Here is a 15,235-nt window from a genome sequence, read left to right on the forward strand (position 1 = left end):
GTCAACGTTCAGTTGAAGAGGCGCAGGTGAGAATGCCGGCGAGCAGGCGCCCGGGAAGTTGCTTAGCAAGGCACACCAGTTGCTGGGTAGGGTGCGCCATATGGGTGATTCCGCGCACCCATCACGTGAGCGTGATCGGGTATTGGATGCCGTGAGGCTCGTGTCACTGGCCACCGTGGTGGCCTATCACGTCCTCGCGGGTAGCCCCACTATCGTCAAGGGCAAACCAGCCATGTCCGCGAATTACAACGTACATTGGCTATTCTGGCTGATCCCATTGATGCCGCTGTTCTTTTTTGCAGGTGCAGCAGCAAATCTCCATTCCTGGGAATCCGGTAGGTCTTGGGGGCAGTTTCTGATGAGCCGGACGACACGGCTTTTTCGCCCGGTGTTCTACTTCCTCGTCTTCGTCGCACTGGTGACCACCTTGCTGCGCATCACCATGGGCAATTCCAGACAACTCCTGTATCTCGAGATGAGACATATCGAGCTGCTTTGGTACGTCGGTGCGTATCTGCTGACGCTTGCGTTCATGCCGTGGCTGGCCCGCATCCGCACCGGACGCCGGCTCGGCTGGTTCACCGCGGCGATGTGCCTGCTCACAGCCCTGGTGGACACCATCAGCGTGGTCACCGATACCTGGGTGATGACGGGTTGGATCAACATGATCTTCATGTGGCTTGTCCCCGCCGCATTGGGTATCGCCTATCAGCGCGCCATGGTCCCCCGCCGGGTGGCCATGGCGGCCGCGGCCGTCGCATTGGGTGTCACCGTCGCATTGGCCATCCTGGGGCCCTATCCATCCGGGCTGATCGCCAACATGCCGCCGACTCTGCTGCTCGCGGCCAGCGCCATTCTCGAATGCATGCTGGTCATCGCTTTCGCCCCGGCCATCAACCGCTGGCTGCAGGGGGCGCGGACGTGGAAGTTCCTGCAGGTCTGCAATAGCGGCAGCATGACGATCTATCTATGGCACTGGGTGGTCACGTTCCTGCTGTCCTACGGGGTTTACCTGGCTCTTCGCGTCGGATTGGTGAGCCCGCGCGACGCCTGGTACTGGCCGGGGAACGTACTGCGGCTGGCCATCGTCTGCGCCATCGTGGCCGTGTTCTTCATCCCACTGCGGGCCACAGAACGTCGTGCGCTGCCGTGGTGGGACCGTCCGGTGCCCTCGATGAGCACAGGACGCGATACCGCGGTCGGTGTCCTGGTGCTGATCGGGGCGATACTGACGCTGGTCTACACCCGGATCTATGTGATCAATCCGCTCTGGGGTGGGTTCACACCCATCGGACGCTGGGTGGTGGTGGCGTCCCTGATACCGCTGGCGGCCGCACGTGCACTGTGCCGAAACCCATTGCACAGCAACGCGAATAGTTCAGAGAACCAATTCTCGCTTGCTCATTCAGCACGCAGATAGGCGACGCTGTCCCGCAGTCTCGACACGGCCGCACGCAGCGCTGTGACGTCGGGCCCCTCGCGCAGCACCTCACGCGAAACCGCCGGTAGCAACAGCGATCCCGGAGCCCCGCCCAAGCCACGCAGATCCTCGGGGTTACCGCCCTGTGCCCCGAGCCCCGGAACAAGTACCGGGCCGCCGATCGACGACAGATCCGGCGGATCGGTGACGGTGACCCCGACCACGACACCGACAGATCCCGGACCGGCCCCCTTGGCGTTCAACGCGGCCACCTGGTCCACCATCGCCTGTGCGACGGTCAGCTCCCCGGCGCGTGCGCGCTGCACCGGGGGCGCCTCGGGATTGGAGGTCGCGGCAAGGACAAAGACGCCACGGTCACGTTCACGCGCCAGGTCCAGCAGCGGAGACAATGATCCGAAGCCCAGATACGGCGAGGCCGTGACCGCATCGGAGCTCAACGGTGAATCGCCCAGCCAAGCCTGTGCGTATGCGGCCATCGTCGAGCCGATGTCCCCACGCTTGGCATCGGCGAGCAACAGCACACCAGCCTCGCGGAGCCCCACGATGGTTTGTTCGAGCACCGAATACCCTGCAGCACCATAGGTTTCGAAGAACGCCACCTGCGGCTTGACGATCGCCACGTCAGCGAAGGCCTCCACACAGATATCGCTGAACCGGGCCAGACCCGACGCATCGGCGTTTAGCCCCCAGGCGCGTAGCAGCTCAGGATGCGGATCGATGCCCACACACAGCGGGCCGCGGGATGCGGTGGCCGCCTGCAGCCGTGCGCCGAAGGTCACCGGACCCACCGCTCTTCGCGCAAGCTGGGGATACCTCCCGCGTGCGGGGGCCTCATCGCAAGCCCGCGTGGAGTTCCTGCAGCGACCGCACGCCGATATCCCCACGGATACCCGCCTCGATCCCCTGCACCGCGGCCGACGCACCCTGCACCGTGGTGATGCACGGAATGTTCATCGACACCGCGGCCGAACGGATCTCGTATCCGTCGACACGGGGGCCAGAGTTCCCGTACGGGGTGTTGATGACCATCGCGACCTCACCGGCCTTGATGACGTCGACCGAGGACCGCGGGGGCAATCCGTCCTCGGCGCCCTGATAGTGCTTGCGCACCTCTTCGCACGGTATTCCATTACGGCGCAGCATTTCTGCCGTACCTTCGGTCGCGAGCACCTTGAATCCGAGATCGGCCAGTCGCTTCACCGGGAACACCAGGGAGCGCTTGTCACGGTTGGCCACCGAGACGAAGATCGTGCCCTCCTTCGGCAACGACCCGTACGCGGCGGTCTGGCTCTTGGCGAACGCGCTACCGAAGTCGGCGTCGATGCCCATGACCTCGCCGGTGGACTTCATCTCCGGCCCGAGCAGGGAATCCACCTGGCTGCCATCCGCCTTGCGGAAACGGTGGAACGGCAGCACGGCCTCCTTGACCGCTACCGGAGCGCCCGGCGGCAGGGTGGCGCCGTCGCCATCAGCGGGCAGCAGTCCTTCCTCGCGCAGACCGGCAATGGTGGCGCCCAGCATGATCCGTGAGCACGCCTTGGCCAACGGAACCGCGGTAGCCTTCGACACGAATGGAACCGTTCGGCTCGCACGTGGGTTGGCCTCCAGGACGTACAGCACATCGTCCTTGAGCGCGTACTGCACATTGAGCAGGCCCACCACTCCGATTCCATGCGCGATGGCCTCGGTGGCATTGCGAACCTTTTCGATATCGCTGCGGCCCAGGGTTACCGGCGGTAGCGCGCACGCCGAGTCGCCGGAGTGAATACCGGCCTCCTCGATGTGCTCCATGACGCCGCCGAGGTAAACCTCGGTGCCATCGCACAACGCGTCGACATCGATCTCGATGGCATCCTCGAGGAAACGGTCGACGAGCACGGGGTGCTCGGGTGAGAGCTGGGTGGCCCGCGTGATGTAGCCGTGCAGGGTGTCCTCGTCGTAGACGATCTCCATACCCCGTCCACCCAGCACGTAGGACGGTCGCACCAGCACCGGGTAACCGATATCGGAGGCGATCTGCCTGGCCTGCTCGAAGGTCGTCGCGGTGCCGAATCGAGGCGCCGGCAGACCGGCCGACACCAGCAGATCCCCGAACACGCCCCGGTCCTCGGCGCGATCGATGGCCGCTGGGCTGGTGCCCACCACCGGCACGCCGGCATCGGCCAAACGCTTCGCCAGCCCCAGCGGGGTCTGTCCGCCGAGCTGCACGATCACACCGACAACACCCGGTCCACCGCGGCCGGACTCATTTTCGGCGTGGAACACCTCCAGCACATCCTCGAACGTCAGCGGTTCGAAGTACAGGCGGTCGGCGGTGTCATAGTCGGTGGACACCGTTTCCGGGTTGCAGTTGACCATGATGGTCTCGAATCCGGCCTGCGACAACGTGGTTGCCGCGTGCACGCAGCTGTAGTCGAACTCGATACCCTGGCCGATGCGGTTGGGGCCCGACCCGAGGATGAGCACCTTGGGCCGCTCGGTCTGCGGGGCCACCTCCGACTCCGCGGCCGGATCCAGCTCGTAGCTCGAATAGTGGTACGGGGTCTTGGCCTCGAATTCGGCGGCGCAGGTGTCGACTGTCTTGTACACCGGCCGGATTCCCATCCGGTGGCGCAACGATCGCACCCCGTCCTCCCCCGCCAATTCCGGTCGCAGTGCGGCGATCTGGCGATCCGAGAGCCCGTAGTGCTTGGCCCTGCGCAGCAGTTCCTCGTCAAGGATCGGTGCCTCACGCAACTCCGTACCGAGCTGGTGAATCTGCGCGATCTCTTCCACGAACCACGGGTCGACACCGGTGATCTCGGCCACCTGCTCAACGGACACACCGGCACCCAGCGCGTGTTCGATACCGTAGAGCCGCCCGTCACGTGGCACCCGCAGCTCCTGCAGGAACGTATCCAGATCCTCGATGGGGCTGGCGTTGTCGGTCCAGAAACCCGCCGCGGAGGTCTCCAGCGAGCGCATGACCTTCCCGAGTGCCTCAGCGAAGTTGCGCCCCAGGGACATTGCCTCACCCACCGATTTCATGGTGGTGGTCAGGGTGGCGTCGGCGCCGGGGAACTTCTCGAAGGCGAATCGCGGGGCCTTGACGACGACGTAGTCCAGAGTCGGCTCGAAACAGGCCGGAGTCTCCTTGGTGATGTCGTTCACGATCTCGTCGAGTGTGTACCCGATCGCCAGCTTGGCCGCGATCTTGGCGATGGGGAATCCGGTTGCCTTGGAGGCCAACGCGCTGGAGCGCGATACGCGTGGGTTCATCTCGATGACGATGAGGCGACCATCGCGCGGGTTGATGGCGAACTGGATGTTGCAGCCGCCCGTGTCCACGCCGACCTCGCGCAGGATCGCGATACCCAGGTCACGCATCTTCTGATACTCACGGTCGGTCAGTGTCATCGCCGGAGCCACCGTCACCGAGTCTCCGGTGTGCACGCCCATCGGATCGACGTTCTCGATCGAACACACGACCACCACGTTGTCGCGGCTGTCGCGCATCAGCTCGAGCTCGAATTCCTTCCAGCCGTAGATGGATTCCTCGATCAGCACATTCGCCGACGGGGACGCCGAGAGTCCCTCGCCCGCCATCCGCTCGACATCCTCGGGGGTGTAGGCCATGCCGGAGCCCAAGCCGCCCATCGTGAAGGACGGTCGCACCACGACCGGCAGCCCGAGGTCGGCGACGGTATCGCGGACCTCGTCCATGGTGAAACAGACACGGGACTTCGCCGACTCGCCACCCACCTTCGCGACGATGTCCTTGAACCGCTGCCGGTCCTCACCGCGCTGGATGGCCTCGAAGTTGGCGCCGATGAGCTCCACGTTGTACCGGTCCAGTGCACCGTTCTCGTAGAGCGCGACCGCGGTGTTCAACGCGGTCTGGCCGCCCAGCGTCGGCAGCAGGGCGTCGATCTTGTTGCCCTTTTCCGCCTGTGCGGCAAGGACTTTCTCGACAAACTCTGCGGTGATCGGCTCGACGTAGGTGTTGTCGGCGTACTCCGGGTCGGTCATGATCGTCGCCGGGTTCGAATTGACGAGGCTGACCTGGAGCCCCTCCGACCGCAGCACACGGCAGGCCTGGGTGCCCGAGTAGTCGAACTCGCAGGCCTGGCCGATCACGATGGGGCCAGAACCGATGACCAGGATGTGGTTGAGGTCTGTGCGACGTGGCATCAGCGATTACCCCGATTCTCAAGTGCCGTGACGAACTGGTCAAAGAGGTACTCGGCGTCATGAGGTCCCGCCGCCGCCTCCGGGTGGTACTGCACCGAGAAAGCCGATCCGTCCAACAGCCGGATCCCTTCCACCGTGCCATCGTTGGCGCAGGTGTGGCTTACCTCGGCGCGCCCGTACGGCGTATCGAACTGCTCACCCGCCTCACCTTCGAGGGCAAAGCCGTGGTTCTGCGCCGTGATCGCGACCCGGCCCGTCGCGTGATCGATGACCGGGATATTGATACCGCGATGCCCGAAGGTCATCTTGTAGGTGGACCTGCCCAATGCCCGGCCCAGCAGCTGATTACCGAAGCAGATGCCGAACAGCGGGATTTTCTGTTGCAGCACCGCCTGTGTCACCGCCACCACGTGATCCGCGGTGGCCGGGTCGCCCGGCCCGTTGGACAGGAACACGCCGTCGGGCGCCAGCGCGAGCAGCTCGTCCGGGCTGATGGACGAGGGCACCACCTGTACGCGGATACCGCGTTGCGTGAAGTTGCGTGGGGTGTTGGTCTTGATCCCCAGGTCTAGAGCGGCCACGGTGAACCGGTGCGCGCCATCGGGTTCCACAATGTAGGTGTCGTCGGTGCTCACCTCCCCTGCCAGGTCCGCACCCAGCATCGAGGGCTGGCCGTTGACGCGCGACAGCAGGAAGTCGGTGGGAGCGTCGGCAACTGTCCCGCTGAAGATGCCCGCCTTCATCGACCCACGGGTACGCAGGTGACGGACGACGGCCCGGGTGTCGATTCCGGCGATGCCGACAATGTGCTGCCCCTTGAGGGCATCATCCAGGGACCCTGTGGCGCGCCAATTCGAGACCCGGTTCGAAGGGTCGCGCACCGCATATCCGGCAACCCAGATCTTGCCGCCGCGACTCTCGTCGTCCTCGTCGTTCCATCCGGTGTTACCGATCTGCGGCGCTGTTGCCACCACGATCTGCCGGTGATAGCTCGGGTCGGTCAGGGTTTCTTGGTAACCCGACATGGCCGTGCAGAACACCGCCTCGCCGAGAGTTTCACCCACCGCCCCGAACGGCTTGCCGGTGAACACCCGCCCGTCTTCGAGAACGAGCACCGCCTTGTCACTCATGACGCCTGCTTCCATTCCTGATATTCGCTTCGCGGTCGTGCCAAAAATCCGGTGTCGATCTCGGTGCCCGAGGGCAGCCGCCACCGGATCGCAAGAATTCCTTCGTGAGTAAGCACCTTGCCCGCCAGCGCCTTGGCCGTACGGATCTCGGTGATGACGTCGGCGGGGATCCAGATGTCCCCGGTGCCGCTGCGTTCCAGCAGGATCCCGCCGGTGTATCTGGTCAAGGTGGCGTTCGCGCGGTAGCCCAAGTCGCCCACCGCGATTCGGTCCTGCCAGTCCGGCGCGATGGTGCTGCCGACGTAAAGGCCATCCGCGGGTTCGATGACGATGTCGCCGCGCTCGGCGGGCACCACGGGCAGTTCCCCCACGGTGTCGATCTGACGTTGGCCGCGTGCGCGCCAGCCGCGCCACATCAGGCGGGCAAGCAGCACAGTCAACGTGAGCGAGGCGCCCGCCATGATGAGGGCACCGATGAAGTCGCCGTGGTTCATTGGGTCACCTTGCCGTCCCGTGCGGTGATGCGGCCGCGCAGCAGCGTCGCGGTCACGGTGGCAGGCAACGTCATCGATTCGAATGGGGTGTTGGCCGACTTGCTGGCCAATCCGTCGGCACTGACGGTCCAGGTGGCGTCGGGGTCAACGATCGTCAGGTTGGCGGGCTCGCCGACTGCCAACGGACGCCCTTGATCGGGCAGACCGACGATCTGCGCCGGCCGCTCACTCATCACCCTGGCGATATCGCGCCAGGTCAGCAATCCTGTTTTCACCATGGTCTCCACGACCACCGACAGCGCGGTCTCCAACCCGAGCATGCCGGGGCGAGCCGCCGCGAACTCGCAGCATTTCTCGTGATCGGCGTGTGGTGCGTGGTCGGTTGCCACACAGTCGATCACCCCGTCGGCGAGGGCCCGGCGCAGTGCCTGGGCGTCGGTCGACTCCCGCAGCGGCGGATTTACCCGATACACACCGTCGTACGAGGCCAGCCGGCCGTCATCGAGCAGCAGATGGTGCGGTGTCACCTCGGCGGTAATGGAAATGCCTTGCCCCTTGGCCCATTTGAGCAGCTCGACGGTGCCGGCGGTGGATGCGTGACAGATGTGCACCGGAGCACCGCTGTCGCGTGACAAAATCGCGTCCCGCGCGACGATGGATTCCTCGGCGGCACGGGGCCACCCGGTCAGGCCCAACTTGGCCGCGTTGGCCCCCTCATGCGCCACCGATCCGACGGTGAGCCGCGGTTCCTCGGCATGTTGGGCGATGAGCACACCCAAGCCCTTGGCGTATTCGAGAGCGCGCCGCATGATCAGCGGATCGTGCACGCATTTGCCGTCATCGGAGAACATCCGCACCCGGCCCGCACCACGCGCCATCATCGCCATCTCGGTGAGCTGCTTGCCTTCCAGCCCGACCGTGACGGCACCCACCGGATGTACGTCGACCAATCCGACCTGCTGGCCGCGCTGCCACACGTGATCGGTCACCACGGGGCTGTCTGCCACCGGGTTCGTGTTGGCCATCGCGAAGACGGCGGTGTACCCGCCCAAAGCCGCTGCCGCCGAGCCCGAGTCGATGGTCTCGGTGTCTTCACGCCCCGGTTCACGCAGATGCGTGTGCAGGTCGACGAATCCCGGCAACAGCACCTGCCCCGGCGCCTCGATGGCGGTGTCGACTTCCGTCTCGATACCCGCTCCGATACCGGCCTCGATACGGGTGATCTGGCCGTCTTCGATGAGGACGTCGACCTGCTCGCCCTCCCCGTACAGCAGTACGCCCTTGATCAGGACACTCATGCGGGCACCGCCTCTGAGCTGTCGGACGACCCGACCAGCAGGTGGAACAGCACGGCCATGCGGATATGCACTCCATTCGATACCTGTTGCAGAACAGCTGATTGCGACGAGTCGGCCACGGAGGACGCGATTTCCATACCGCGCAGCATCGGGCCCGGATGCAGCACCACCGCGTGTTCGGAGAGCAGCCGCTGCCGGGCCTCGGACAATCCGTACAGCACCGAGTACTCGCGCGCCGAGGGGAAGAAGCCACCGGTCATGCGCTCGGCCTGCACCCGCAGCATCAGCACGGCGTCGGCACCCGGTAGCTCGGCATCCAGGTCATGACTGACCGTCACCGGCCACGTCTCGACACCAACGGGCAGCAGCGTGGGCGGAGCCACCAGCACCACCTCGGCGCCGAACGTGTTGAGCAGCAGAGCGTTCGATCGAGCGACTCGACTGTGCAGGATGTCCCCGACGATCACGATGCGGCGACCTTCCAGACCGCCCAGCCGCTGCCGAATGGTGAGCGCGTCAAGCAGTGCCTGCGTCGGATGTTCGTGGGTGCCGTCGCCGGCATTGATCACAGCGGGACCGCCGGCCAGTCCTTCTGACGTCCACTGCGCAAGCTGCGCGGCGACCCCGGAGGCCGGGTGGCGGACGATCAACGCGTCAGCGCCGATCGCGCGCAAGGTCAGGGCGGTGTCGCGCAGCGATTCACCTTTGGCCACCGAGGAACCAGATGCACTGACGTTGATCACGTCGGCACTCATCCACTTCCCCGCCACTTCGAAGGAAACCCTTGTCCGCGTGGAGTTCTCATAGAACATCGTGATGATGGTGCGCCCGCGCAGGGTGGGCAGCTTTTTGACCTCACGCCCCGCCAGGGCCTGCAGAAACCGGTCGGCGTCGTCGAGGATGGCGGTGGCCTCGTCGCGGGTCAGGTCGGCCGCGGACAGCAGATGCTTCACGAGGCCTCCCCCTGCGCACTGTTGATGACCACGGCGTCGCATCCGTCGTGTTCGGCCAGCAGCACCTTGACGTCTTCGGAGCGCGCGGTCGGCACGTTCTTGCCGACGTAATCGGCGCGCAACGGCAGTTCACGGTGCCCGCGATCAACCAGCACCGCCAGCTGCACCGCCCGCGGCCGGCCCAGATCCCGCAGCGCGTCGAGCGCCGAGCGCACCGTGCGGCCCGAGAACAACACGTCGTCGACGAGCACCACCAGGGCGCCATCGACCCCGCCTTCAGGAATGGAGGTGCGTTCCAGCGGGCGGTGGGGTTTGTTGCGCAAGTCGTCGCGGTAGAGCGTGATGTCCAGGAATCCGGCGGGCACCTCGACACCGGAGAACTCGGTGATGTGGGCGGCCAATCGTTTGGCCAGGGTGGCGCCGCGTGTCGGGATACCGACCAGCACGACGCGGGGCGCGTCACTGGAATCGGAAAGAGCGGTCTTCTCGATGATTTGATGCGCGATACGCGAGATGGTCCTGCCGACATCTGCGGCGGACAACAGTTCGCGTCCCTCTGGTAATGCGCCCACGCTTACGCGAGACCTCCTTCTCCGCCTCACTGGACGGATCGTTAAAGGATGTCACTTATCGCCAGGGAGCTTAGCATCCGGGCACCCACCGGCCTCGGCTGACAGGATGGAGTTATGCCCCAGCCCAACTCAGCCTTCGACGCCGCCCTTGCCCCGATCCGGGCGGCGGTCAATGACCGCATCCTGGCCGGAGCGGTGACGCTGGTGTGGCAGGGCGGGCAGCTCAAACACCTGGCCGCGACCGGATACCGCGATGTCGAGGCGGGCCTGTCCATGGCCGAGAACACCATTTTCCGCATCGCGTCCATGACCAAGCCGGTCATCAGCGCGGCAGCCATGGCCCTCGTCGACGACGGCACGATCCGCTTGAGCGACCCGATCACCAGGTGGCTGCCGGAGTTCGCCGACATGCGGGTGCTCAAGGATCCGGGTGGGCCGTTGGATGACACGTTCCGGGCGCCCCGCACCATCACGGTGGAGGATCTGCTGACCCACCGCAGCGGTCTGACCTACGACTTCATCGCGACCGGACCTATCGCGAAGGCCTATCAGCCACTGCATACGGCGACATTCAGTGAGCCCGACGCATGGATAGCGGCCATCGCCGCGCTGCCGCTGGTGTACCCACCCGGAGAGCGTTTCCACTACAGCCATTCGACCGATGTGCTCGGGCTACTGATCGCCCGCGCGGCCGGGCTGCCACTCAACGAGCTGCTGCGTCAACGAATCCTGGATCCGCTGCGCATGTCGGATACCGACTTCTTCGTTCCCGAACACAAGGCCGGACGACTGGCACGCCTGTATGGCCTCGACGATCACGACCAGGTTGTGGCGGCCGACCGTGGCTATCTCACCTCGATGCCCACGTCGGCCCCGGCGCTGTGTCGTGGCGGCGGCGCGCTGGCAAGTACCGCAGGCGACTACCTGACCTTTGCGCGGGCACTGCTGGGTGGCGGCGAGGCCGACGGGGTCCGCATTCTCTCCCCGGAGTCCACCGCGGCATTGCGCGCCAACCGGCTCACGCCCGCTCAGCGAGAACTGCCGGCATTCGGCCTGCCGTACTGGACCGGACGCGGCTTCGGCCTGGGCTTGTCGGTCGTCCTGGATCCGAATGCGGCCGCGTTGTTCGGCCCCGGCGGCGCCGGCACCTTCGGCTGGCCTGGCGCGTTCGGAACATGGTGGCACGCCGACCCGAAGGCCGACGCGATCCTCATGTTCTTGCCGCAGTGGCGGATGCCCGACCTGGACCCCAAAGCCGCGTTGGCGAGCACATCCACCCTGCGCCTGCAGCTGTTGCACATTCAATTCGCGCAGGCCGTCTACGCCGCACTGTGAGCGCCGGATCAGTCCAGGTGCGCCTGTAGCAGCCAGCCCGCCATCGAGACTCGGCCGTTGGGCTCTTCGCGGACTTCGGCGAAGCTCTGCGCCGCGCCGTCCTTGAATCCCTCGCCGTTGGCGTACAGCCGCGCCGGGCTGATGTCGTCGATGGTCCAGAACTTAGACACGATCGCGCGCAGCTCGGGTTCGGTGACGGGATAGGGCCCGTCGATGTCCGGGGGAAAGCCCGCCTTGTCGAAAACCAGCACGATGTACGTGGCGCCCGGTGCCGCGGCACGCACGATCGACTGCTGATATCCCTCACGCAAGGCGACGGGCATCGAATGGAACAGCGTTGAATCGATGATCGTCCCGAAGCGTCCGTCGTACCCCGTGAAGTTCGAGATGTCGGCAACGTCAAAGGTGACATTGGTCAGGCCGCGCTCGGCCGCATAACCCTTGGCCAGCTCGATCGCCGTGGGCGCCGCGTCCAGGCCGACGGCGGCATGGCCTCGCTCGGCGAGGTACAGAGCGGTCGCGGCCTCCCCACACCCGGCATCCAACACGTCGCCGTGCACCTTGCCCTGCTCGATGAGCGTCAGGATTTCAGGCTGCGGCTGCCCGATGCTCCACGGCGGCCGAGCGGCGAGCTGCTCGGGCGCCTCACCCCGATACGAGGATTCGAACATGTCTTGCAGGTTCTCGGTCATGGACCCAGGATGCCGAATCCGGCGGAGCGTGTCAATGCACCTGACATTTGATCAACGAATCTCCCGGGACACCGCGTGCGCGAAATCGATGAGTCGATTCATCTGTGCCACACCATGACTGGAGTACTTCGAGAACTGGAAGTGCTCGATGCTGTGCCGGTATTCCTCCAGCGAAGCCTTGACGGTACGCGTGGTGGTCGAGGTGTAGAGCGTCAGGTCAACCGTCGTCATGGTCACGGCGCCATCCGGCGCGACGTCGTAGTCGACCTTCAGGGACTTATCGGTAATTTCGGACAGCGGGATGGTGCGCAGGGTCACCGATACCGTGGGATGCGGGGGCCGCTCGTCATGCCCCGCACAGTGCCCCTCCCTGACGAACCACAGAATCAGCCGCCCACTGTCGACCAGCGCAATCTCGTACCACCACTTCTCACCCCACGCCCCGTGCTCGCAGCCTCGGTTCAGCAGGAAGGTGCCCACCTGCGCTACGTCGACCACCCGGCGTAGTTGATCGATCGCCATCCAGGCATGCGGCGTGAAAACTCCAATCGCAGCACCCAAATGCGGGATGGCTGCCCAGTCGGCATCTCTGTCAAACACGTTGTGCCACCACCCGTCCGAATTGAAGAAGCCGTTCCATCTGCGCGAGACCGCCGTCCACGATCGACTTGGCGAAGTAGAAATCCTGCACTTCCCATTCGGTTTCCGAGATGGAGACCGCACGACTCTTTTCCGGAGTCACCGTCGAGAGCCACAATTCGACGGCGACTAGCGAGCGCTCCGTACCAAGCTGTTGATACGTCGTCTTCAGCTGACGGTCGGTGATCGCGCCCAGCGGAATCACACGGATCGATGAAGTGAACTCGGAGGAGCCGAGCAGTCCGGACTTGTCCTCGCCGTGCCACATCACAAGCCTGCGGCCGTCGGTCAGCGCCACCTCCTGCCACAGACCTTCCGACTGCTCAGCTGGTTCACGATCCAGAACGAATGCAGACACCTCCGAGATGTCGACCACCGCTCGCAGCGCGTCGAGCGCCACCTTCGGGTCCCGGAGTCCGACGGTCGCGGCGTTGGTGAGGTCCGGATACGGGGCCCAGTCCTGGTACCCATCCCCCTCGACACCGCGCAGTGAACGCTCGATAGCCGCCACCTCAGCCACCCACTCAGCGGGATCCGCATCGGTCCACAGATCGGCGAGCTCACTGCCCGGAGCCTGCACCCGGGCGATCGCGCCGCGCGCCAGGACCGCAAGCGCATATGCCTGGGTTTGCTTTATGGCGATGTCGGCCACCGCTTCCGACCACCGCTCCGCACCCGCATCGACCTCGCCCGAACATCGCAGGGCAATCACCGCAGCGGCGGCGACCACCGCCGACCCCTCCGGCGCCTCTAGATAGTCAGCATTCGCCAGACGCAGACATCGCGCCAGTTGAAGCTCGATATCGTCGCCCTGCCTGAGATCGCCCAAGAAGTCAGCAGCGTCATCGTTGTCAAACGGTCCAGCACCCCAGGCTCCCACGCAGCTAATAGTGGCAGAACACCCCACCTAGCGCATCTCAACGCACTTGAGCCGAGGCGCGCGCCTATTGTCCACGTTGCTGTCCGGATCACACTCAGGACCGGCCGATAGGCTCGCGGCATCACCGAGAGAATCGAGGCGACCATGACCGAACCATCGAGCAGCGAGCAGTCATTCAACGAGGCCAACATCGCCGAGTTCCGCGCCAACGGCGGCAAGGTTGGCGGCCAATTCGAGGGTTTTCCGCTCATGCTCTTGACGAGCACTGGAGCCAAATCCGGCGCCGAACGCGTGAACCCGTTGGCCTACTTCGATATCGACGGCAAGGCCTACATCGTCGGTTCGTCGGCGGGAAGACCGAAGAATCCCGCCTGGGTGGCGAACCTGCGCGCCAACCCCGATGTCGCCGTGGAGATCGGCGCCAACCCGAAAACAAAGGCCACGGCCGTCGAACTCCCCCGCGCCGATCGTGATCGAGTGTTCGAGATCGTCAAACAGCGCGCACCCGGATTCGCCGAGTACGAGACCCTCACGGACCGGGTGATCCCCGTGTTCGAGATACGCCTCGACTGACCTATTCCGCGGAGCCGGAAGCCGAGCCACCCCGGATGTGCGGGGTCACCAGCATGAGCTGACCCAGCACGCCGTTCACGAACGCCGGTGACTCATCGGTGGAAAGCTGCTTGGCCAGTTCGACCGCTTCGTCGACGGCCACCACCTCGGGCACGTCCTCGGCATGGAGCAGCTCCCACACCGCGACGCGCATGATCGCGCGGTCCACCGCGGGCAGCCTGGCCAGCGTCCATCCCTGCAGATGCGAGGAGATCAGCTCGTCGATGTGCGTGGCGTGCTCGGTGACACCGTGCGCGACCGTCACCGTGTAGGGGTTCAGCGGCTCCACGTCGGGCTTCGCCTCCGCCAGGCCGCGACGCTCATCGGCCACGGCGGCTGCCGTCATATCCCGCGCCTCGGCCTCGAACAGCAGGTCCACTGCCCGCTTACGCGCCTTGCGGCGGCCGCCCTTGGCGGAGGCGCGGCCGGTCGAACCGCTATCAGCCATTCACGCGGCCGAGGTAGCTGGCGTCGCGCGTGTCGACCTTGAGGCGGTCACCGGTGTTGATGAACAGCGGCACCTGGATCTCGGCGCCGGTTTCCATCGTCGCCGGCTTGGTGCCCGCACTGGAACGATCACCCTGCAGGCCCGGCTCGGTGTGCGTCACCACCAGCTCGACCGACACCGGCAGCTCGATGTACAGCGGCGCGCCCTCGTTGAACGCGACCTGCACGGTCATGCTCTCCAGCAGGAACCGGTGTGCGTCGCCGACCAGTTCGGGAGTGAGGTGATGCTGCTCGTAATCCTGGCTGTCCATGAACACGAACGAGTCGCCGTCGCGGTACAGGTAGGTGGTGTCGCGCCGGTCGACGGTCGCGGTCTCGACCTTCACGCCCGCGTTGAAGGTCTTGTCGACGACCTTGCCCGACAGCACGTTCTTGAGCTTGGTGCGCACGAACGCCGGTCCCTTACCGGGCTTCACGTGCTGGAACTCGGTGATCTGCCACAGCTGACCATCGATGTTGAGCACCAGGCCGTTCTTGAAATCGGCGGTTGAAGCCACAGTCGTCTATCTCCT

Annotated in this window: 15 protein-coding genes; 3 read left to right on the forward strand and 12 right to left on the reverse strand. The window is 65.2% G+C overall.

From position 1 onward, the window contains the following. Positions 1-100 precede the first annotated feature (100 nt). Positions 101-1,420, forward strand: a complete 1,320-nt coding sequence (locus tag RHO23_RS09385; RefSeq protein ID WP_423488965.1) for an acyltransferase family protein — start codon at positions 101-103, stop codon at positions 1,418-1,420. Here RHO23_RS09385 and pyrF read toward each other — a convergent pair. The 7 genes from pyrF to pyrR are packed head-to-tail and all read right to left on the reverse strand — an operon-like array spanning position 1,402 to position 10,031. Further along, complete coding sequence (gene pyrF, locus RHO23_RS09390) at positions 1,402-2,229, reverse strand: orotidine-5'-phosphate decarboxylase (protein WP_217339427.1); 828 nt, start codon at positions 2,227-2,229, stop codon at positions 1,402-1,404. The genes RHO23_RS09385 and pyrF overlap by 19 nt on opposite strands. 43 nt (positions 2,230-2,272) lie before the next feature. Next, positions 2,273-5,611, reverse strand: coding sequence for a carbamoyl-phosphate synthase large subunit (gene carB / locus RHO23_RS09395; RefSeq protein WP_057965957.1), 3,339 nt, complete (start codon positions 5,609-5,611; stop codon positions 2,273-2,275). Beyond that, entirely contained in the window at positions 5,611-6,756 is a 1,146-nt protein-coding gene (gene carA, locus RHO23_RS09400; RefSeq protein ID WP_371258593.1) for a glutamine-hydrolyzing carbamoyl-phosphate synthase small subunit, read from the reverse strand. Before carA ends, carB begins: the two co-directional genes overlap by 1 nt. Beyond that, entirely contained in the window at positions 6,738-7,235 is a 498-nt protein-coding gene (locus tag RHO23_RS09405) for a hypothetical protein (RefSeq protein ID WP_030093549.1), read from the reverse strand. Before RHO23_RS09405 ends, carA begins: the two co-directional genes overlap by 19 nt. Continuing rightward, positions 7,232-8,533, reverse strand: a complete 1,302-nt coding sequence (locus tag RHO23_RS09410) for a dihydroorotase (protein WP_423488966.1) — start codon at positions 8,531-8,533, stop codon at positions 7,232-7,234. The genes RHO23_RS09405 and RHO23_RS09410 overlap by 4 nt, the downstream gene beginning before the upstream one ends. Next, the gene (locus RHO23_RS09415) at positions 8,530-9,528 is read right to left on the reverse strand and encodes an aspartate carbamoyltransferase catalytic subunit (protein WP_193601822.1); all 999 of its coding nucleotides are present in this window, start codon (positions 9,526-9,528) and stop codon (positions 8,530-8,532) included. The genes RHO23_RS09410 and RHO23_RS09415 overlap by 4 nt, the downstream gene beginning before the upstream one ends. Further along, positions 9,483-10,031 carry a bifunctional pyr operon transcriptional regulator/uracil phosphoribosyltransferase PyrR gene (gene pyrR, locus RHO23_RS09420; RefSeq protein ID WP_030093552.1) on the reverse strand — a complete coding sequence of 183 codons (549 nt, stop codon included), beginning with the start codon at positions 10,029-10,031 and terminating at the stop codon, positions 9,483-9,485. The genes RHO23_RS09415 and pyrR overlap by 46 nt, the downstream gene beginning before the upstream one ends. Positions 10,032-10,172: 141 nt before the next feature. Here pyrR and RHO23_RS09425 point away from each other — a divergent pair, with 141 nt between their 5' ends. Then, the gene (locus RHO23_RS09425) at positions 10,173-11,393 is read left to right on the forward strand and encodes a serine hydrolase domain-containing protein (RefSeq protein WP_217339430.1); all 1,221 of its coding nucleotides are present in this window, start codon (positions 10,173-10,175) and stop codon (positions 11,391-11,393) included. Between the two features lie 8 nt (positions 11,394-11,401). Here RHO23_RS09425 and RHO23_RS09430 read toward each other — a convergent pair whose 3' ends face one another. From RHO23_RS09430 to RHO23_RS09440, 3 genes are read right to left on the reverse strand one after another with little or no spacing between them, the layout of a single operon-like run. After that, a complete protein-coding gene (locus tag RHO23_RS09430; protein ID WP_057965963.1) occupies positions 11,402-12,085 on the reverse strand; it encodes a class I SAM-dependent methyltransferase in 684 nt (227 codons plus the stop codon). Positions 12,086-12,136: 51 nt separating this feature from the next. Continuing rightward, positions 12,137-12,685 (reverse strand): hypothetical protein, encoded by a 549-nt coding sequence (locus RHO23_RS09435; RefSeq protein ID WP_057979799.1) that lies wholly within the window; start codon positions 12,683-12,685, stop codon positions 12,137-12,139. After that, positions 12,678-13,604 (reverse strand): DUF4259 domain-containing protein, encoded by a 927-nt coding sequence (locus tag RHO23_RS09440; RefSeq protein WP_423488967.1) that lies wholly within the window; start codon positions 13,602-13,604, stop codon positions 12,678-12,680. Before RHO23_RS09440 ends, RHO23_RS09435 begins: the two co-directional genes overlap by 8 nt. 144 nt (positions 13,605-13,748) lie before the next feature. On the opposite strand from RHO23_RS09440, the gene RHO23_RS09445 reads away from it, so the two are divergent. Then, positions 13,749-14,177 (forward strand): nitroreductase family deazaflavin-dependent oxidoreductase, encoded by a 429-nt coding sequence (locus RHO23_RS09445; protein ID WP_423488968.1) that lies wholly within the window; start codon positions 13,749-13,751, stop codon positions 14,175-14,177. A 1-nt stretch (position 14,178) separates the two neighbouring features. On the opposite strand, the gene nusB is transcribed toward RHO23_RS09445, so the two are convergent. Together nusB and efp are read right to left on the reverse strand one after the other, a co-directional pair. Next, positions 14,179-14,664, reverse strand: coding sequence for a transcription antitermination factor NusB (gene nusB, locus RHO23_RS09450; RefSeq protein ID WP_044103937.1), 486 nt, complete (start codon positions 14,662-14,664; stop codon positions 14,179-14,181). Further along, a complete protein-coding gene (efp, locus tag RHO23_RS09455; RefSeq protein WP_030093559.1) occupies positions 14,657-15,220 on the reverse strand; it encodes an elongation factor P in 564 nt (187 codons plus the stop codon). The genes nusB and efp overlap by 8 nt, the downstream gene beginning before the upstream one ends. Between the last annotated feature and the right edge of the window lie 15 nt (positions 15,221-15,235).

It is taken from the genome of Mycobacteroides sp. PCS013 (assembly GCF_049532645.1).
In the GTDB taxonomy this organism is placed as follows: Bacteria; Actinomycetota; Actinomycetes; order Mycobacteriales; family Mycobacteriaceae; genus Mycobacterium; species Mycobacterium gwanakae.